The organism is Flavobacterium sp. FlaQc-52, assembly GCF_044007495.1.
Classification (GTDB): domain Bacteria; phylum Bacteroidota; class Bacteroidia; order Flavobacteriales; family Flavobacteriaceae; genus Flavobacterium; species Flavobacterium cupriresistens.
Map to the genome: position 1 here is coordinate 200,502 of NZ_JBIPCV010000005.1, position 19,199 is coordinate 219,700.

The 19,199-nt window shown below is 36.0% G+C and carries 13 protein-coding genes; 7 read left to right on the top strand and 6 right to left on the bottom strand.

What is annotated here, in order from left to right:
- Position 1: 1 nt before the first annotated feature.
- The 3 genes from murQ to ACHRV5_RS11300 all read right to left on the bottom strand — a co-directional run bounded on the left by murQ (position 2) and on the right by ACHRV5_RS11300 (position 5,247).
- Positions 2 to 820 (bottom strand): N-acetylmuramic acid 6-phosphate etherase, encoded by an 819-nt coding sequence (murQ, locus tag ACHRV5_RS11290; RefSeq protein WP_395426816.1) that lies wholly within the window; start codon positions 818 to 820, stop codon positions 2 to 4.
- Between the two features lie 69 nt (positions 821 to 889).
- Complete coding sequence (locus ACHRV5_RS11295; protein WP_395426817.1) at positions 890 to 2,167, bottom strand: RagB/SusD family nutrient uptake outer membrane protein; 1,278 nt, start codon at positions 2,165 to 2,167, stop codon at positions 890 to 892.
- Positions 2,168 to 2,184: 17 nt separating this feature from the next.
- Entirely contained in the window at positions 2,185 to 5,247 is a 3,063-nt protein-coding gene (locus tag ACHRV5_RS11300; RefSeq protein ID WP_395426818.1) for a SusC/RagA family TonB-linked outer membrane protein, read from the bottom strand.
- A 223-nt stretch (positions 5,248 to 5,470) separates the two neighbouring features.
- Here ACHRV5_RS11300 and ACHRV5_RS11305 point away from each other — a divergent pair, with 223 nt between their 5' ends.
- The 3 genes from ACHRV5_RS11305 to ACHRV5_RS11315 all read left to right on the top strand — a co-directional run bounded on the left by ACHRV5_RS11305 (position 5,471) and on the right by ACHRV5_RS11315 (position 11,808).
- Positions 5,471 to 6,220 carry a DeoR/GlpR family DNA-binding transcription regulator gene (locus ACHRV5_RS11305; RefSeq protein ID WP_047778231.1) on the top strand — a complete coding sequence of 250 codons (750 nt, stop codon included), beginning with the start codon at positions 5,471 to 5,473 and terminating at the stop codon, positions 6,218 to 6,220.
- A gap of 173 nt (positions 6,221 to 6,393) precedes the next feature.
- Positions 6,394 to 9,300 (top strand): FAD-binding and (Fe-S)-binding domain-containing protein, encoded by a 2,907-nt coding sequence (locus ACHRV5_RS11310; protein ID WP_395426819.1) that lies wholly within the window; start codon positions 6,394 to 6,396, stop codon positions 9,298 to 9,300.
- 570 nt (positions 9,301 to 9,870) lie between these two features.
- The gene (locus tag ACHRV5_RS11315; protein ID WP_047778234.1) at positions 9,871 to 11,808 is read left to right on the top strand and encodes an amino acid permease; all 1,938 of its coding nucleotides are present in this window, start codon (positions 9,871 to 9,873) and stop codon (positions 11,806 to 11,808) included.
- 563 nt (positions 11,809 to 12,371) lie between these two features.
- On the opposite strand, the gene ACHRV5_RS11320 is transcribed toward ACHRV5_RS11315, so the two are convergent.
- Entirely contained in the window at positions 12,372 to 13,574 is a 1,203-nt protein-coding gene (locus tag ACHRV5_RS11320) for an aminotransferase class I/II-fold pyridoxal phosphate-dependent enzyme (RefSeq protein ID WP_395426820.1), read from the bottom strand.
- A gap of 247 nt (positions 13,575 to 13,821) precedes the next feature.
- On the opposite strand from ACHRV5_RS11320, the gene ACHRV5_RS11325 reads away from it, so the two are divergent.
- The 4 genes from ACHRV5_RS11325 (at position 13,822) to lpdA (ending at position 17,084) form a co-directional block, all read left to right on the top strand.
- Complete coding sequence (locus tag ACHRV5_RS11325; RefSeq protein WP_047778239.1) at positions 13,822 to 14,280, top strand: Lrp/AsnC family transcriptional regulator; 459 nt, start codon at positions 13,822 to 13,824, stop codon at positions 14,278 to 14,280.
- Between the two features lie 262 nt (positions 14,281 to 14,542).
- Entirely contained in the window at positions 14,543 to 14,896 is a 354-nt protein-coding gene (locus ACHRV5_RS11330; RefSeq protein WP_047778243.1) for a hypothetical protein, read from the top strand.
- A 238-nt stretch (positions 14,897 to 15,134) separates the two neighbouring features.
- Positions 15,135 to 15,407, top strand: coding sequence for a hypothetical protein (locus ACHRV5_RS11335; protein ID WP_395426821.1), 273 nt, complete (start codon positions 15,135 to 15,137; stop codon positions 15,405 to 15,407).
- A gap of 273 nt (positions 15,408 to 15,680) precedes the next feature.
- Positions 15,681 to 17,084: a dihydrolipoyl dehydrogenase gene (gene lpdA, locus ACHRV5_RS11340; protein ID WP_047778247.1), complete on the top strand. Its 1,404-nt coding sequence runs from the start codon at positions 15,681 to 15,683 to the stop codon at positions 17,082 to 17,084.
- Positions 17,085 to 17,538: 454 nt separating this feature from the next.
- Here lpdA and ACHRV5_RS11345 read toward each other — a convergent pair whose 3' ends face one another.
- The gene (locus ACHRV5_RS11345) at positions 17,539 to 17,913 is read right to left on the bottom strand and encodes a DoxX family membrane protein (protein ID WP_047778248.1); all 375 of its coding nucleotides are present in this window, start codon (positions 17,911 to 17,913) and stop codon (positions 17,539 to 17,541) included.
- Positions 17,914 to 18,118: 205 nt separating this feature from the next.
- Positions 18,119 to 19,021, bottom strand: coding sequence for a DUF4349 domain-containing protein (locus tag ACHRV5_RS11350; RefSeq protein ID WP_395426822.1), 903 nt, complete (start codon positions 19,019 to 19,021; stop codon positions 18,119 to 18,121).
- Positions 19,022 to 19,199 lie beyond the last annotated feature (178 nt).

Consider the following 19,199-nt stretch of genomic DNA (forward strand, 5'->3'; position numbering starts at 1 on the left):
GTTATATTTTGTTGTTTGCTAATAAAACGGCTCGTACACTTTTGTGTTCTTGAAGTAATGTTGCAGCCAAATCATATTCGATGTTTAGCTCCTCCATGATCATTTTGATGGCTCTTTTTACCAGTTTTTCGTTAGACAATTGCATGTCTACCATTTTGTTTCCTTTTACCTTTCCTAATTTAATCATGACCGAAGTCGAGATCATATTAAGAGCTAATTTCTGAGCTGTTCCGGCTTTCATTCGGGTGCTGCCCGTAAGGAATTCGGGTCCTGTAACAAGTTCAATCGGGTAATCGGCTTCTCGGGCAATAAGTCCCGTGCTGGTGCAGGAAATACTTCCTGTTTTGACCTTGTTTTCTTTTGCTTTTTTAAGACCGCCCAATACGTAAGGAGTGTTTCCCGAAGCAGCAATTCCGATAATAAAATCCAAACTCGAAATTTGATATTTTTCCAGATCTTTCCAGGCCTGATTTACATCATCTTCCGCATTTTCAACCGCTGTTCGGATAGCGGTATCGCCACCGGCAATGATGCCAATGATCATGTCGGGCGGAACACCAAAAGTAGGAGGGCACTCAGAAGCATCTAAAACACCAATCCTGCCCGAAGTTCCGGCGCCTATATAAAACAATCTTCCGCCAAGTTGCATTTTTTTTACAATGCCTTTTACCAATTTTTCAATCTTTGGAATTTGTTGTTCTACAATTTGAGGTACTTTCCGATCTTCCGTATTAATGTTCGTAAGCAGTTCCAGAACACTCATTTGATCTAAATCTTGATATAATGATTCTCGTTCCGTTTCAGGGTTTTTATCTTTCATACTAAATGAATTAAATTTAGGGAATAAAAGCCAAGGGAATTCGTTTGAAATGCCTTGGCTTTTTGAGTATTATATTGCCGGATCAGCAGGAGTGTTGGTATTGTTATTTCTTTCCGAATCCGGATAAGGATACCAATTGCGATTTCTTTCGGCTCCGGTAAGACCGGCACCCGTACGATTGAATCTTCTGCTGTCTTCCAGTTTTAAACTTGACATGTACATTTCGATACAACGGTTTCTGTAGATTTGTTCCAAAACAGCATCTTTGGTAACTGCTCCGGCATAAGGAGGTAAGTTGGCTCCAATTCCGTAAGCATCTGTAGCGGTGGTTTTTGTCAAAACTTTATTTAATTCGATAATAGCTTGAGGTACATTGTCTTTTCTTGCGTAGGCTTCCGCTTTTAGAAGCATCATTTCTCCGGGTAAATACACCGGAATCGCTTTTGTATTAGTATCAAAGAAACCTGTAGCCACTGTAGGATTTGAACCCGGTTTGATGTAAAAGTTTAATCTTTCGTCTGAAGCACTAGGGGTCAGACTTGCCGGTAATCCTAATGTTAAATTAACCGGTTGAAAAACATTGTTAGTCGTAATCGAAATAAAAGCAATCGGATTGTTACTGATCACATCAAATCCAAAAACCGATTTTACGCTTAAGTCAACCAATCCGGCATATTTTAAAGCGTTGTCATTATCGCCTGTCATCATATACATTCTGGCCAAAAGCGCATAAACCGTATTTTTATAATTGATCGTATTGACCAAACCTGCAAAACCTGTTGCTTTGTCTAAGGAAGGTTCTGTGGCTTTTAAATAAGCAATTGCAGCATTTAGGACTTCGGTTCGGGTGTTGAAAGCCGCATTTTTTTCGGTTCTCAAAGGAACGTTCTGAAAATACTGTACTAAGGTAGAAAGTGCTAAAGCTTTAAAAATAGAAGCATGCACCAAGACACTTGCTCTTTCCGTTTCTGAAGTCAGCACATTCACGTTGTCGAGTATTTTTTGCGATTCGGAGTTTATGATAAGACATTGTGACCAAAGGTTATTTACAACCGTGTTTTTGGTTGATAAAACTTCGCCACCAATAGAAAGTTCTCCTTCATCAACATTTCCGGCATTTAGTAATCGCAATTCCAATGTGGTGAATCCGTTGCCCGTTACTGTATTGTACACAGGGCTTATTCTGTCAATTGTCCAAAGTTGTTGCAAACCATTTGAGGCGCCAATAATTCCGTCTCGGGTACTTAAAACCATATTTTGCGATGGTTTTGTCGGGTCTAAATACTCTTCGTTGCAACTCGTAAAAAGTAGGGCAAGACTTATTATAGGGATGAATATCTTTTTCATGATGTTTTCTTTTTTAATTAAAATTGAAATTTCAATGCTACTGAATAACTGCTCGGAATTGGCACCGTACCAAAGTTGTACTTCGCTACAGAAGACTGTCCGCCGGAGTTGGTTTCCGGATCAAAACTGGTGAAATTGTCCCAGGAAATTAAGTTTCTTCCACTTGCAGTTACCGTCAAATCATCAAAAAAGCTGTTTAATTTTCCAAACGAATAATTAAGCGAAACCTCTCTTAGTTTCAGATAGCTTCCATCAACAACTCTGAATTCTTCAATATTATAAACCGACCAGATATAGCCACGAGGTAATTCACCATTAAGTTCTTGTGCTACAATAGTTCCTGATCCTACACCTTGTCTGGTTCTGTAATCGGCATCAAATACATCACCTCCCTGAACACCATCAAAAAGAATCGAGAAACCGAATTTTTTGTAGTTTAAATTCGCTCCAAACGAAATGATATAATCCGGATTCGGATCCCCGATTTCTTTGTTTAAAATTGTCCCCTTTGGTTGTCCTGAAGGATCACGCTGTGGTGTTCCGGTATTTACATCTCCTTTTTCGGTTTGTGGATAGCCGGTTGGTGTAAGTAATAAACTTCCGTCCGGATTTCTGGCAAAATAAGTGCCGTAGAAAATACCAATTGGTCTGTTCATTTCAACAAAAACAGGCGCTCCGGCAAGGTTGCTGTCCAGTTTAAAACGCTGCTGAGGTAATCCGGTTACCTTGTTGCGGTTCGTGCTATAATTAACGAATACGCCAACAGTCAGATGTTCTTTTTTGATAACATCGTATCTAAGATTTAATTCAAAACCTTTATTGTTCATTTGACCAATGTTCTGAATTGTATTGGTTGCTCCTTGTGAAGCCGCCAGTTGCACCGGTAAAAGCAAATCTTCGATATCGGCATTATAGTAACTAAAAGATAAATTTAGACGATCTTTTAAGAAACCAAAATCCCCGCCGACTTCATAAGTAGCACTTCTTTCCGGTTTCAAATCCAGGTTTCCTTGTTTGAAACCTTCGAGTGTAAAGGTGGTATTACCAAGAAGTGTTCCTGTAGAATAGTTCGTAAAACGCGCATAAGGTCTGATCGCGGTTAAACTTCCCGATTTTCCCCATGAAGCTCTCAAACGGGCAGTACTCAGTACGTTGTCTATGTGCTGCATAAAAGGCTCGTCAGAAAGGACATAACTCAAACTCGCTTTTGGATAAAACTGAGATCTGTTGTCTTTAGAGAAAATAGTCGAAGCATCTTGTCTTCCCGCCAAAGTAAGGTACAGCTTTTCTTTGTATCCGATAGTTTCCTGTAAATAGTAACCCCATAAATTGTATTTGGACTGACTGGCGCTTGGTGAACCTGCGATTAAGGTATTAAAAGCATTAATGGACTCAACAAAAGGTTTTAAGTTTCGACCTTCAATAGCTGCGAAGTTGTCTCTGTAAGTTTGAATGTTGTAACCTCCAAAAGTGGTTGCTTTCCAGTTCGAATTAACGTTCCAAACATATCTTAAGTTCAAATCATTATTAAATTGAACCACTCTATTAGTAGCTTCCGAAACATAACCATCGTTATAATAAGCAGGATTGACCACATAAGGATATCTCGGAATGTACACATTTCCTCTCTGATTGTAATTGTCAATACCAAAAATCAAATCGGCATTGAAGTTTTTAAAAGGAACATAGTTCAATTGCAAATCAGAAATAATACGATCTGTATTTTGTTTGATTTTAAAAGTCTCTATAATTGACAAAGGATTAATTCTGTTTGGATCTACAGCCAATAAGTTTCCGTTGTTGTCTCTCTGATTGATATCATAGGTGTTGTTTGTAATATTTATGGAATTTATTGGACTCCAAAAAACGTTTCCATCCGGTTTTTCATTCGAAGCCGAATTCACATAATTTAAACCCATTGTAGCCGATAGTTTAGAATTAAAGTCATGTTTTAATCTAATCTTGGCACCACCTCTTTTAAAATCAGTGTTTTTTACGATTCCTTCGTTTGTCAGATAGCCTAACGAAGCAAAGAATTTCGTTTTTTCGTCACCACCCTGGGCAGAGAAATAAGTATCTGTACCAATTCCGGTGGTGAAAATATCATCTTGGTAATCGTAACGTTGTACGTCTATCGTTCTGGTCTCTAAATTTCTGCTCAGTACATTTACGGTAGTTGGACTTGCCGGATTTCCCTGAATTGGGAACAGGGCAGGAGAAGCATTTACGAATTGTTTGTTAGATAGATTTACATCTACTTTTTTGCGTATGGTATTAGAAGTTAAACTGGTAGAAAAAGTATATCTCGTTTCTCCTGCAACTCCCTTTTTGGTCGTGATAAGAACCACTCCATTTGCTGCTCTTGAACCATAAATGGCTGCCGCAGCACCACCGTTTAAAACTTCAATGCTCTGAATGTCGTTCGGATTAATATCTGCTGATCTGTTTTGACCAATTTGCATGTTCGAGTTACCTGTCGTAACATTTAGATTGGTAACGTTTGTTGTGGCATTGTTTAATACCACACCATCAATAACATATAAAGGATCTGAAGAACCCAAGATAGAAGATGTTCCTCTCAGTTTGATACTAAATCCTCCTGCAGGATCTCCCGAGTTTTGAGAAACCTGAGCTCCGGCAATTTTACCTTGCAGGGCAGTAGATAAACCTCCGGGTTGTGCCTTTACTAAATCTTCTGCTTTGATACTGGTTACAGCATTCCCCAACTCTTTTCGGGTAGCACGTACGGTTGATCCTAAAACTACAACTTCAGAAAGTGTGTTGAGTTCCTCTTTCATTTTGATGTTTAACGAAGTAGTGGCTGAGGTAATTTTAATTGTTCTTGAAGCAAAGCCAATAAAACTGAAAATCAAATTGTCATTTTCGTTTGCCGCAATGCTAAATTTTCCGTCTAAATCGGTGATTGCACTTTTGGAAGTTCCTTCAATAAGGATTGTCACGCCGGGTAAAGGAAGGTTGTCGGTTGTACTTATAATAGTACCGGTTACCGTTTTTGTCTGTGCAAAAAGTGGCTGCGCAAACAAAAGAACTCCAAATAAAATAAATAGTAGTTTTTTCATTTTAAGGTTTTTTGGATTGGTTAGAGAGTTGAAATGTATAAAATATTTTGGTAAATTGCAAATTTATGCGTTAAATTTTGTTTTTGTGTAAAATAACGCATAATAACGCAAACAGTTTGCGATTTTTTTATATCTTTACATTCCCTTTTTGATTTAAAAGAGACTTTTCTTTTAAGAGGATTCTAATAGACTAAGTTTTATATTTGAAAAAAAATTAGAGTAAATGTTGAAACGAGAAAGACATCAGTACATCATGGATAAATTTCAGGAAACTGAAAAAATTAATACCATCGATCTTGCCATTGAACTTCATATTTCTGAGGATACCATCCGAAGAGATTTTAATGAACTTCATAATAAAGGGTTGATTAACAAAGTGTATGGTGGCGCTTTTCTGGTGAAATGCAACTCTAAAAACGTTTTTGATATTGCCATAATCAACGAAGAAAAGAAAATAGTTGTAGGTCAAAAAGCCTTGGCTTTTTTAAAAGAAGGACAGGTAATCATCATGAGTGGTGGAACTACAAACCTGTCTTTTTGCAAATTAATTCCAATAGATTTTTCCGCTACCATATATACGTATAGTCTCCCAATCGCGATGCAATTGTCGCAGCACCCCAATATTGAACTGATTTTTATCGGTGGAAAACTGCAGAAAAACGCAATGGTGACCATTGGTATCGATGTGGTGCACGTTTTGTCTAAAATCAAAGCTGATATTTGCTTTTTGGGAGTCAGTAGTATTGACGAAAATCAAGGACTTACCGAAATGGGCTATGAAGTATCAGTAGTTAAAAAAGAAATGATCAGAGTTTCTGAAAAAGTGATTGCCATGGCAACCTCCGATAAAATTAACGGAAAAATGATGCACAAAGTCTGCGGCTTAGAACAACTACATGCCGTAATTACCGATTTGAATCCAAAAAGCCCTAAGGTTAAAAACTTTGTTGAGGCCGGGGTTACTGTTTTGTAGGTTTTTATGGTGCTGAGGTGTAGAGGGGTAAAGTTTTTTTAACGTAAAATAAAGCAAGTGTACAGCTTGAAAACTTGGTTTTGCGCGTTAAAAATTTGTTTTTAATGAAAAAAACTCAGAACCTCAAAAAGAAGTATTTTTGTAGTTTAGAATAGATAATAAATCAAGATTTTATGTCAATACATAAGGAGTTGCAGCAATTAGCAGAATCATTAGAAGGTACACTTTTATATGATGATCTTCATAAAACGCTTTATTCGACCGATGCTTCGGTGTATAGAATGAGACCAAAAGCGGTGGCATTACCTAAAACCAATGAAGATATAAGTAAGCTGATTCGGTTTGCGGCGCGACATAATGTTTCGATTACGCCCAGAACTGCCGGAACTTCTTTGGCAGGACAAACCGTCGGTGACGGAATTGTGGTAGATGTTTCTAAGAATTTTACCAAGATTCTGGCTTTTGATCCGATTAAAAAAACGGTTACCGTACAGCCCGGAGTGATTCGGGATGAATTGAATTTATTTCTAAAACCTCACGGTGTATTTTTTGGTCCCAATACTTCGACTTCAAACCGATGTATGATTGGTGGAATGGTCGGAAATAATTCGTCCGGAACAACTTCGATTCGATATGGAGTAACCCGTGATAAAATTGTAACTATTAATGCAATTTTGAGTGATGGTTCCGAAGTGGTTTTTAATGAAATTACCTCTGCAGAATTTATCGAAAAGACCAAAGGTGATACTTTAGAAAATAAAATATACAAAAATATTTTCGAAGAACTCTCCGATAAAGCGGCACAGCAGGAAATTATAAATGAATTTCCAAAACCTGAAATACACAGAAGAAATACGGGTTATGCAGTAGATCTTTTATTAAAATCGGATTTGTTTGGAGGAACAGAACCTACGATTAATCTGGGGAAACTGCTTTGTGGTAGTGAAGGAACTTTAGCTTTTACTACACAAGTCACGCTAAAAGTAGATGATTTACCGCCAACGCAGAATATTATGGTGGTGGCGCATTATCACAGCATTCAGGAATCTCTGGAATCTGTTGTAGTCGCAATGAAACATCATTTGTACACTTGCGAAATGATTGATGATATTATTTTAGAATGTACCAAAACAAATAGAGAGCAAGCTAAAAATAGGTTTTTTCTGGTGGGAGAACCAAAAGCGATTATGATGTTTGAGTTGGCTTCTCACAGTATGGAAGATGCAGAACTACAAGCAGAGGCTCTAATTGCTGATCTGGTGAAGAATAATTTTGGGTACGCTTCTGTTAAAATTTACGGAGCAGATATAGATAAAGTTGTTGATTTACGAAAAGCAGGTCTTGGTCTTCTAGGAAGTATTGTTGGTGATGATAAAGCAGCCGATTCTATTGAAGATACAGCGGTAGAATTGAGCGATTTGCCCAATTATATAGCCGATTTTACGGCCATGATGGAGAGATATGGACAAAAAGCAATTTACTATGCACATGCCGGAGCCGGAGAATTGCATTTGCGCCCTGAGCTAAATTTAAAGAAAAAAGAGGACTTGGTTCTTTTTAGAACGATTGCAACCGAAGTAGCTATTTTGGTAAAGAAATATCGTGGTTCCTTGAGTGGTGAGCATGGCGATGGTATGGTGCGAGGAGAGTTTATTCCATTTATGGTGGGAGAAAAAAATTATGAGTTGTTGAAAAGGCTCAAATTGGCTTTCGATCCCAATTCAGTTTTGAATATCGGGAAGATTGTAAATGCTCCTAAAATGGATGAAAATCATCGTGTAATTTCAGGCAGAGTAGAACCGGATATTAAAACGTTTCAGGATTTCTCAGACAGTTTAGGGATTTTACGTGCTGCTGAAAAATGTAATGGTTCCGGAGACTGTCGAAAATTACCATCGGCAGGAGGAGCAATGTGTCCGAGTTATCGCGCCACAAAAAATGAAAAAGAAACCACACGTGCCAGAGCCAATGCACTGAGAGAATATTTGACGTATTCTGAAAAAGAAAACAAATTCGATCAAAAAGAATTATACGAAGTTTTTGAGTTGTGTGTGAGCTGTAAAGCCTGCGCCAGTGAATGTCCAAGTAATGTTGACGTCGCAACTTTGAAAGCGGAATTTTTATACCAATACCAAAAAGCCAACGGGTTTTCGACCCGAAATAAGATTTTTGCCCACAATGCAAAATTGAATAAAATGGGAAGCGTTTTTCCGTCGATTACGAATTTTATTTCGAATCAATCTTTGGTCAAAAAAAGCATGGGTATTGCTCCCGAAAGACAAGTCCCGTTATTAGCCAAAAAAACGTTCAGGAAATGGTACGACAGTCAGAAATCAAAAAGCAATGCTTTTCCGAATGGGAAAGTGTATTTGTTTAATGATGAATTTACTAATTATTACGACGTTAATATCGGAATCGATGCTTTTGAGCTCTTAACAAAATTAGGGTATGAAGTTCTGGTTGTAGCTCATGAAGAAAGCGGCAGAACCTATCTGTCTAAAGGTTTCCTCGAAGAAGCTAAAAAGATCGCCAATATAAATGTTGGGGTTTTTAAAGAATTAGTTTCAGAGGACACACCGTTAATCGGAATCGAACCTTCTGCAATTTTGACTTTTAGGGATGAATATTTGCGTCTGGCAGATGATAAAGAAAGTGCTGCTAAAGTGTCTCAAAATGCATTTACAATTGAAGAATTCTTTAAAAAAGAAATTCTAAAAGGGAAAATTACAGCCGATTCCTTTTCGGAAGAGAAAAAAGAAATCAAGATTCACGGGCACTGTCATCAAAAATCATTGAGTTCAATCGAGGCTACGTTCGCGATGCTGAATCTGCCGAAAAACAATCTGGTTACGATTTATAATTCGGGTTGTTGTGGTATGGCGGGATCTTTTGGTTATGAAAAAGAGCATTATAAAGTAAGCATGCAAATGGGAGAAGACACCCTGTTCCCAAAAGTACGCTCAACAGCCGAAAATGTAAAAATAGCTGCTGCAGGAACAAGTTGTCGCCATCAAATCTACGACGGAACAAGCCGGGAAGCACAACATCCGGTGAGTATTTTGAAGAGTTGTCTGAAGTAAAAAAGTTAGACACGAATTACACGAATTTTCACGAATTGGAATTTTTAGTTTGCGTAATTGATGGTGAAAAAAAAAGTTAGACACGAATTGCACGAAATTTACACGAATTAAAATTTTTTAAATTCGTGATGAGAAAATATTTTGCCACAGATTAAAAGGATTAAAAAGATTAAATAATCTGTGTGAATCATTTTAATCAGTGGCCAAAAAAGTTAGACACGAATTACACGAATTTGCACGAATTAAAATTTTTTAAATTCGTGATGAGAAAATATTTTGCCACAGATGCAAAGGATTAAAAAGATTAAATAATCTGTGGCAAAAAAATAATTCGTGAAGATTAATACAATTTGTGGCGAGAAAGAATCCTAAATCAGTTCGAATCATTTCAATAAGTGGCAAAAAAAACAATTCGTGGAAATTCGTGCAATTTGTGTTCAAAAAAAGAATCACGAAACCCAAATAAAATAAAATCGTTTTATATATTTGATTTCAGGATAAAATTTGCATTATTTGTAAAATAAAAGCATAAAGTCCGAAATATATTAATTTTTAATCGTAAAACCTTATATGGCATTTTCAAGTTTATTTCGAAAAAAAACAGTACAGGAAATTCTAAAACAAGTTGCAAAAAATGATGCAGACGGTCATAATGCATTAGGCAAACACTTGACTGCTCGTGACTTAACCGCTTTTGGTATAGCTGCAATTGTTGGAGCAGGAATTTTTAGTACAATCGGTAAAGCCAGTGCCGATGGAGGACCAGCAGTAATTTTTCTATTCCTTTTTACAGCAGTTGCCTGTAGCTTTGCCGCTTTTGCTTATGCAGAGTTTGCATCGATGGTACCGGTTTCTGGAAGTGCTTATACGTATTCTTATGTTGCTTTTGGAGAAATTATAGCCTGGATAATTGGCTGGGCGTTAATTATGGAATATTCGGTCGGGAATATAACCGTCGCCATATCGTGGAGTGATTATTTTACAGGACTCCTCGCCAGCGGAGGCATTCATCTCCCGCAATGGGTTCAAATGGATTATTTGACCGCTTCAAACGGCTTCAATAACGCAACAGCTTTAATGCACAGCGGAAAAACATTCGAGAACTTAGAGCCGGCTTTACAATCGGCTTATACGGCCTGGAATACCTCTCCGGTCTTATTTGGTTCTTTTCACTTCGTTGCCGATCTTCCGGCTTTGTTGATTATTATTTTAATTACAGCATTGATTTACCGCGGAATGAAAGAATCCCGTAATGCGAGTAATATCATGGTTGTTGTAAAGCTTTGTATCGTACTTCTGGTTATTGCAGTTGGTATATTTTATGTAGATACAACCAATTGGCATCCGTTTGCACCAAATGGAGTAAGTGGAGTACTAAAAGGAGTGTCAGCGGTATTTTTTGCTTATATCGGTTTTGATGCCATTTCTACAACTGCGGAAGAATGTAAAGACCCACAAAGAGATTTACCACGCGGAATGATGTGGGCGATTATCATCTGTACCTTATTATACATTGCAATTGCTTTGGTTCTGACTGGAATGGTGCGTTATAATGAATTAAATGTTGGTGATCCGTTAGCATTTGTGTTCGAGAAATTAGACTTAAAATGGATGTCAGGAATTATTGCCGTAAGTGCGGTAGTAGCAATGGCGAGTGTTTTATTGGTTTTTCAAATGGGACAACCACGTATCTGGATGAGTATGAGTCGTGACGGATTGTTGCCAAAACGTTTCTCAAAAGTGCATCCAAAATTCAAAACACCTTCTTACGCTACTATTGTTACCGGTTTTGTGGTGGCAGTTCCAGCTTTGTTTCTGAATCTTACTATGGTAACAGATTTATGTAGTATTGGAACCTTATTTGCATTCGTTTTGGTTTGTGCCGGAGTTTTGGTTTTACAAAACAAACCGGAGATCCCGAGAGGGAAATTCAAAACGCCTTATGTCAATTCACAATATATAATGCCGGCTTTTTTAGCGATCGGATTGATTTTTGCTTTTGGATATAATAAAAAAGCAACAATGAGTTTTATTACAAATGAAACTCAAATCAATAGTTCGGCTGATATTATTACGTCACTTGATAAAAATGATTCCGAAAAAGTTTTCAATTATCTGAAAAGTATAGATGTTCAGAATAAAACTTCTGAAACATCCGATTTAGAGCATTTATTGAGTCAATACCAAGATGATGAAGTAAAATATGCTGAGGTTGTAAAAGGTTTGCCAATCAATGATTCCTTAAAATACGAAAGCGGATTAAGTTTATTCAAACACAAAATTCCAATGTGGATTTTCTTATTGGTTTTAGGTGGATTAACGGTATGGGCATTCAGACAAAAACTATCATTGATCCCACTTTTAGGTTTAATCTGTTGTTTGTATATGATGGCTGAATTGAGTGTTTGGAACTGGATTTATTTCACTGTTTGGTTGCTTATTGGTCTTTGTATTTACTTTGGCTTTAGTAGAAAAAACAGTAAATTGAATTTGGTAGAAAAAGTGTAATAAATCATTAATTCTAATATAAATGAAGGCCGTTCTGATTGTTCAGAACGGTTTTTTTGTTGCCACGAATGGCGCGAATTTGCACGAATTAATTTTTGCCACAGATTAAAATGATTAGCGCAGATTATTTTTATATGGAATCTGTTTAAATCTGCTAGATCTGCGTGCGGTAAAAATGACTAAGTATTTTTTCACGCAGATTTAGCAGATTTCATTTTGCCACGAATTGCCCGAATTGCCCGAATTTGTACTAATTGTTTTTTTGCCACAGATTAAAAAGAGTAGCGCAGATTATTTTATCATTAAGTTGAAAAATTAAATCTGCTCAAATCTGCTAAATCAGCGTGCAATAAAAAATCATTTTAATGCTTTTAATCTTTGGTAAAATATTTTCAAGCGGATTCATTTCCGTCAGGAATGGCAAGAATTTATTAAATCTTAATTCGCGCAAATTCGTGCAATTAGTGGCAACAAAAAAAATCCGCTAAAAGAAGAATCTCCAGCGGATTTAAACAAACTAAAAAAAAATCTTGCAAATTTATTTATAAAGAATTGTTTTGCTTTTATAAGATACCAAGCTCGACCATGCAAGCTTTCATCATTTCGTAAGTTCTCTGAATATCGTTATCTAAACCAATTGAAAAACGAATTAACCCATCCGTTAATCCCATTTCCGCTTGCTCTTCTAACGGAATTTCACTTGAAGTTGAGGTTCCCGGTGCACTGAAAAGTGTTTTGTAAAAACCTAAACTTACTGCCAGATACCCTAAATTTCTGGTTTGCATCAATTCCATCAGTTCATTGGCTTTTTCTAAAGTTCCGACATCAATGGTCATCATACCTCCAAAACCATATTCCGGATTGATCATTGTTTTGTATAGCGCATGACTCGGATGACTTTTTAGTCCCGGATAAACCGTTTTTAAGCCGTCTTTTTCAAACTGATCCGCTAAAAAATGAGCGTTATGGCTGTGTTGTTTGATACGAATATGAAGCGTTCTAAGATTTTTCATTACACTGGCAGAGCGTAAGCTGTCCATTGTTGGTCCCAAAAGCATGCTGGCTCCACTGTTAACATTTTTTAAAGCGTTAATGAACTCTTTAGAAGCACAAGTGACACCACCAACAGTATCGCTACTTCCGTTAATGTATTTTGTTAAACTATGAATTACAATATCAGCACCCAATTTTGCAGGAGAAACAGATAGTGGTGAGAATGTATTGTCAACAACTAATTTTAAATTGTGCTTTTTAGCAATTTTTGCCAAACCAGCAATATCAGCCACTTCAAGTAATGGATTGCTCACGGTCTCACAATACAAAACTTTTGTATTTGAGGTGATGGCGGCTTCTACAACATCTAATTTTGTGATGTCTACAAAACTCGTTTCAATGCCAAAACGAGGTGTGAAGTTTTTAAGGAAAGCATAGGTTCCGCCATAGATGGTACGGCTGGAAACGATATGGTCTCCCGCACCACATAATTGCAGTAGAGTAGGTGTAATGGCACCCATTCCCGAAGCTGAGACATTTGCTGTTTCTGTGCCTTCCATAGCAGCCAAAGCTTGGTCCAGATACAAATTACTTGGTGACGAATGACGGGAATATAAATAACAGCCTTCCATGTTGCCTTCAAAAGTATCAAACATGGTTTTAGCGGAAAGAAAAGTATAGGTAGAAGAATCTGAAATGGACGGATTGACACCACCAAATTCACCAAAATATTGTAAATCCTGAATTTTGTCTGCCGGATTAAAATCGTTCATTAGAGTTGTTTTTAAGTTAGTTTTATTTTTTCAAATTGATATCTGTCATTGATATTGATCTTTGAAATTGATTCCTACGATTGGAATTATTTTTCAAAATAAATCTATATTAGAAAATAAGTCAATACTTGTTGTTATAATTAGATTTTAAAACTATAATTATGATTATTTGTAGATTATTTGTTTAAATTTGGTTAATAAATGAAGTTGCAATAGATTTTCTTTCATTCCTAAAAACTTACAAAAAATGACTTTAGACGCTACAGACAAAAAGCTATTGGTTTTGTTACAAACCGATAGTAAAAAGACAACCAAAGAATTGTCCTTAAAGCTCAATCTTTCGGTAACTGCGGTTTATGAGCGCATCAAGAAGTTAGAGCGCGAAGGGATTATTAAAAATTATGTGGCTTTGGTCGATAAATCCAGAATCGAAAAGGGGTTTGTCGTTTTTTGTCATTTGAAACTGATTCAACACACCAAAGAGTTTTTAACCAAATTCGAAAGTGAAGTTATTCAGCTCAACGAAGTTTTAGAATGCCATCACGTAAGCGGTGATTATGATTACATCTTGAAAGTACTCGTAAAAGACATGGAGGCCTATCGGGAGTTTTTGGTAACCAAACTAACTTCACTACAGCACATTGGAAGTACGCAGAGTATGTTTATGATTAGTGAGGTGAAGAATTCTACGGTGATTTCTTTTTAGAAGTTGCTGAGGTTCTGAGTTGCTGAGGTTCTAAGATTTAGGGGTAAAGGGTCAGAGGTTTAAAGGTTTTTTAAGTTGCTAAGATTTCGAGTTGTTGATATCGCAGGGCTTTATTTATGAATTGCCTCCAGCTTTAGCTGGAGATTTAAATTAGGACATGGAAAAGGCTTTAGCCAAATTTTGTTTCTGCGTTAAAAGTAAATGCCTATGAATTTTTTAGATTGGTATAGACAGTATTTATCAAGATAATAATATACAGATTATGGAAGAGTGGGAGCCAATATCATTTAATGAACTTAGTGATGAAATTCAAAAATCAGAACCTGATTTGAGTGAAGAGTTATCGAATTTTTGGCAATCAATTAAAATTGATCCAATAAAATGGTCTGAGAAAGATTATGGTGATGAAGGAGGAGGTTTTTGGGTAGTAGCTCTCTGTGGGGATAAAATTATTTGGTATAATGATATTGAAGAAGGATTTAATATCTCAAATTATAATAAACTGGGTGAAATTAAGGATTACTGTTGTAATCAAGATGAGCTTAGTTGGGCAGTGGAAAAATTATTTAATTTTATAAAATTTGGAGAATCTTTGATTCAGCGCACTAGAACCTAAAAATCTTGATATAATTGTTCTCCACTTAGAATAGTTTTAAATGAAGTAAAAGCAAAGTAAAACGAAAGAATTATGTTTGATAGCTAAATAGAGTTTTTTAAACAAAGTTATGTAGGGTACAAAGGTTTTGTGTTTCAGTTTCTTTGTTTCAAATCGGGGGTTTACGTTGCTGTTAAATTCAATAGATTAACACAATCCAAAACTAAAAAGATTTAAATTTGAATTAAATTCAACGGATATGGAAACTAAAGAATTAAGACGTAAGCTTATAAATGATTTTGGAAAATTTATTCAAGACGATTCGAAATTAGAAATTTTAGAAAGCGTTTTTGATGCCATAAACCTTGATGAAAAAAAATCTATTGTTTCGGATTCACACTATGATTTAGTTTCAGAAGAAAGAGAAAAATATCTTTCGGGAGAAAGTCAGGCAGGTTCTTGGGAAGAAGTGGAAAACCGCCTGAATGCTAAGTATGGTTTTTTTAAAGTCTCTGAGTTGCTGAGGTTCTAAGTTTTTAGGAGCAAAGGTTCAAAGAGGCAAAGTTTTTTAAGATTCTGAGGTTTTAGGCTTTTATTGTAAAACACAAAGTTTAAAAACCTGAAGCATGAAACTTGAAACCTGAAACCTGAAACAAAAAAAACACACCACCCCTCCACATAACTCCTAACGCCCCTTGCAGTTAATCATCCCTCAAATTTCACACAAAAAACATTGTAATTTAAACTTCAGACAAAACTTAATTCCTTAATTTTGTAACCGCTAAAAAAATTTAAATCAAATACTATGAGTTCATTTGACGTAGTCATTATAGGTTCAGGTCCCGGAGGATATGTTTCAGCAATTCGTTGCGCGCAATTAGGTTTCAAAACAGCAATCGTAGAAAAGTATACTTCTTTAGGAGGAACTTGCCTTAACGTGGGTTGTATTCCATCAAAAGCATTATTGTCTTCTTCGCATCATTATGCAGAGATTGCTCATTTTGCAGATCACGGGATTGAAGTTTCGGGAGATGTAAAAGTTAATTTAGAAAAAATGATCGCTCGTAAACAAGGAGTTGTAGATCAAACCGTAGGTGGAATCAACTACCTAATGGATAAAAATAAAATTACTGTTTTTAATGGTTTAGGTTCATTCGTTGATGCAACACACATTGCAGTTGCTAAAGCTGATGGAACTTCTGAAACTATTGAAGCAAAATATACTGTTATTGCAACTGGTTCTAAACCGTCTTCTTTGCCATTCATCAAAATTGATAAAGAAAGAATCATCACTTCTACTGAAGCTTTGGCTTTAAAAGAAGTTCCAAAACACTTAGTGATTATTGGTGGTGGAGTTATCGGTATCGAATTAGGACAGGTTTATTTACGTTTAGGAGCGCAAGTTTCTGTAGTAGAATTCATGGACAGAATTATTCCGGGAATGGATGGTGCTTTGTCTAAAGAATTGACTAAAGTATTGAAAAAACAAGGAATGAAATTCTACGTTTCTCACAAAGTAAAATCAGTAGAAAGAAACGGTGATGCTGTTGTGGTTCAGGCTGAAAATGCAAAAGGAGAGACTATTACACTTGAAGGAGATTATTCATTAGTTTCTGTTGGTCGTCGTCCGTACACTGACGGATTAAACGCAGACAAAGCTGGAGTAAAAATTTCAGACAGAGGACAAGTTGAAGTAAACGATCATTTACAAACAAATGTTCCAAATATTTATGCAATCGGAGATGTTGTTCGTGGAGCGATGTTAGCACACAAAGCGGAAGAAGAAGGTGTTATGGTTGCTGAAATCTTAGCAGGTCAAAAACCGCATATTGATTATAACTTAATTCCTGGTGTTGTTTACACTTGGCCGGAAGTTGCTGCTGTTGGACAAACAGAAGAGCAAGTTAAAGCTTCAGGAACAGCATATAAAGTGGGAAGTTTTCCATTTAAAGCTTTAGGACGTGCAAGAGCAAGTGGAGATTTGGACGGTTTCGTAAAAATCATTGCTGATGCCAAAACAGATGAAGTTTTAGGAGTTCACATGATTGGAGCCCGTACAGCTGATTTAATTGCTGAAGCAGTTACTGCAATGGAATTTAAAGCATCTGCTGAAGACATTTCAAGAATGAGTCACGCACACCCAACTTTTGCTGAGGCGATCAAAGAAGCAGCATTAGCGGCTACAGATAACAGAGCATTACACGTATAATTTAGTACGAAACTATATTTGACCGTCAGAATTTACATTCTGGCGGTTTTTTTTGTTTTTTAAAATATTGATTCGTAACTTTATAAGAGAAAATTATTCTTTTTGCTTGGTACAATCTTTATTCAAATAAGGATTTTGGAAACTTCAATAGAGCGAAATTATATATCCGGAAAATAACCAGATTTCTTGGATTTGATTTTAGACAGAGAAAAAATAAAACTATTATAACTGCAGAATTCGTTACAGCATATACAATAAAAGAAGATAACAGGGACTATGATGTCAAAAAAGACAAGTGGGAACAAAGTATCGGGAAAGCCAAATTTGTCAAAAAAGACGATGTTGGGGTGCTAAGAGTCTCATTTTTTGGTCCTTTTTACTAAGGTAGTAAAAAAACAAGCCCGACAGGTTTTTGAAACCTGTCGGGTTTATTTTTTTGAAGTTTGATAATAAATTAAGGAGTAAAAACAGTTTTGTAGTTATCCCAATATCTGTAGATCAAAAATAAATTGGCTAAGAATAATAGTCCTGCTATCGGCAAACCTTCCGGAGCCATGAAATAATTAATAAACAAAATATTGATTGTAATTGGCAAGATTAGAATATTAGCCAATGTTACAAAACGACCCGTTAAAAAAGCAATTCCACAAAGCAACTCTACTGATTTTGCCAATGGCAATAAATAAGTTGAGGCCACTAAGCCCATATTAAAAGCTTTAAAATTTCCTGTAACTTCCGGTTCAGGAGCCAGCTTAAAGAAAAAACTGATTGAAGCAAAGAGCAACAAAAGGCCAATCAAAACTCGAATAATAATAGTAGCAATTTTCATAATACTTAGGATTTTTAAGAGGTTGAAAAAAATAATTATGTGCTTGATATAATTTGAATTCTCGTATAAAATGAAAATCAATTTTAAACCTTATTTTACTGAGGATTTTACAATCAAAACAATCTATTTTAAGATTAATAGAATGCTATATCAAATATAACGAATTTTTTCTTATAAAATTGTTACTTAATTAACAGTTTTTAGCTTATTTCTTTACGTATTTTTTATAGAGGAAGAAGCCACCAAAACCCATCAGAATAAAAGGCCATAGATTAAGAATAAAGACAAATATGGCTTCAAGAATGTACCAGCCATTTTTTAAAGAATCAATGATCTGAATGCCCAAATTCGGCTTGTAAGAGTTACTGTCTTTATCGCTGGCTGTAATTTCCTGTTTTGTCGTTTCCTTTTGATAAAGCTGTAGCGTAATGGTGCTAAAGTTGATTTGATCTTCCATCGACAGTTGGTCAATTATAGTATTGTCTTTTGCTTCTTTTTGGGTGGCTAAAGCATTTTCGGCTTGCATGATATCGGTCATTTTTTTGCCTTTGGTATCAATTGCTTTTGCGACTCTTTTTTCGGTAACCACATTTCTTTTCTGTGCCAGTTGATTGGATAACAATTTTAAAGAAACATCATCCGCTTTAATGACTCTCGAGTCCAGAAAATCAATTTGTTTGGCAATGGTCTTGATTACGGTATCCAATTGCGTATTTGGTACACGAATCGTAACATTGTTTTCAACCGTATATTTTGTAGTTTCTAAAGTGCTGTCCTGACTAATTTTGGTTTTAATCTGCTCCTGAATATTACTTTGTAAGTTGGTATAGGTGACAAAACCCCCAAATTTCTGAACTGTATTTTCAATCGCATAAGTTGATTTAGCAACATTTTTGACTTTAAATTTAATATCGGCTGTTCTGATGAACTTTTGCTTACTGTCTTTTTTCTCTACTGCGGCAGAAGAAGAGACTGTGGCGCTGTCTGCAACTGCAGTTGCATAATCTGCGGTCTGATCGTTGAGTGATGCATCATCTGCTTTTTTGCAGGAATATAGCAATGTAATAGTTGCCAGTGTAGTTAAACTTACTTTTGTAATTGTTTTCATAAAGGATTAAAAGATTAAAAGAGGATTAGTTATGGATTTACACGATGTAAACCGTTTTTATTGTTAGAAACAGCTTTAAGGATTGGTATTAATCTCGTATACTAAAAAGCATGCCAATATTTTTTCCGGTATTATTTTATTGAAGGATTTTTTTTGTCGTAATTTTGAAGTCTAAATT

Excerpts from the sequence above, each read along its gene's own strand:
- murQ (WP_395426816.1), bottom strand. The coding sequence starts at position 820 with ATGAAAGATAAAAACCCTGAAACGGAACGAGAATCATTATATCAAGAT.
- ACHRV5_RS11325 (WP_047778239.1), top strand. The coding sequence starts at position 13,822 with ATGACTTTAGACGCTACAGACAAAAAGCTATTGGTTTTGTTACAAACC.
- ACHRV5_RS11335 (WP_395426821.1), top strand. The coding sequence starts at position 15,135 with ATGGAAACTAAAGAATTAAGACGTAAGCTTATAAATGATTTTGGAAAA.
- ACHRV5_RS11350 (WP_395426822.1), bottom strand. The coding sequence starts at position 19,021 with ATGAAAACAATTACAAAAGTAAGTTTAACTACACTGGCAACTATTACA.
- ACHRV5_RS11345 (WP_047778248.1), bottom strand. The coding sequence starts at position 17,913 with ATGAAAATTGCTACTATTATTATTCGAGTTTTGATTGGCCTTTTGTTG.
- ACHRV5_RS11310 (WP_395426819.1), top strand. The coding sequence starts at position 6,394 with ATGTCAATACATAAGGAGTTGCAGCAATTAGCAGAATCATTAGAAGGT.
- ACHRV5_RS11320 (WP_395426820.1), bottom strand. The coding sequence starts at position 13,574 with ATGAACGATTTTAATCCGGCAGACAAAATTCAGGATTTACAATATTTT.
- lpdA (WP_047778247.1), top strand. The coding sequence starts at position 15,681 with ATGAGTTCATTTGACGTAGTCATTATAGGTTCAGGTCCCGGAGGATAT.
- ACHRV5_RS11305 (WP_047778231.1), top strand. The coding sequence starts at position 5,471 with ATGTTGAAACGAGAAAGACATCAGTACATCATGGATAAATTTCAGGAA.
- ACHRV5_RS11330 (WP_047778243.1), top strand. The coding sequence starts at position 14,543 with ATGGAAGAGTGGGAGCCAATATCATTTAATGAACTTAGTGATGAAATT.
- ACHRV5_RS11300 (WP_395426818.1), bottom strand. The coding sequence starts at position 5,247 with ATGAAAAAACTACTATTTATTTTATTTGGAGTTCTTTTGTTTGCGCAG.
- ACHRV5_RS11315 (WP_047778234.1), top strand. The coding sequence starts at position 9,871 with ATGGCATTTTCAAGTTTATTTCGAAAAAAAACAGTACAGGAAATTCTA.
- ACHRV5_RS11295 (WP_395426817.1), bottom strand. The coding sequence starts at position 2,167 with ATGAAAAAGATATTCATCCCTATAATAAGTCTTGCCCTACTTTTTACG.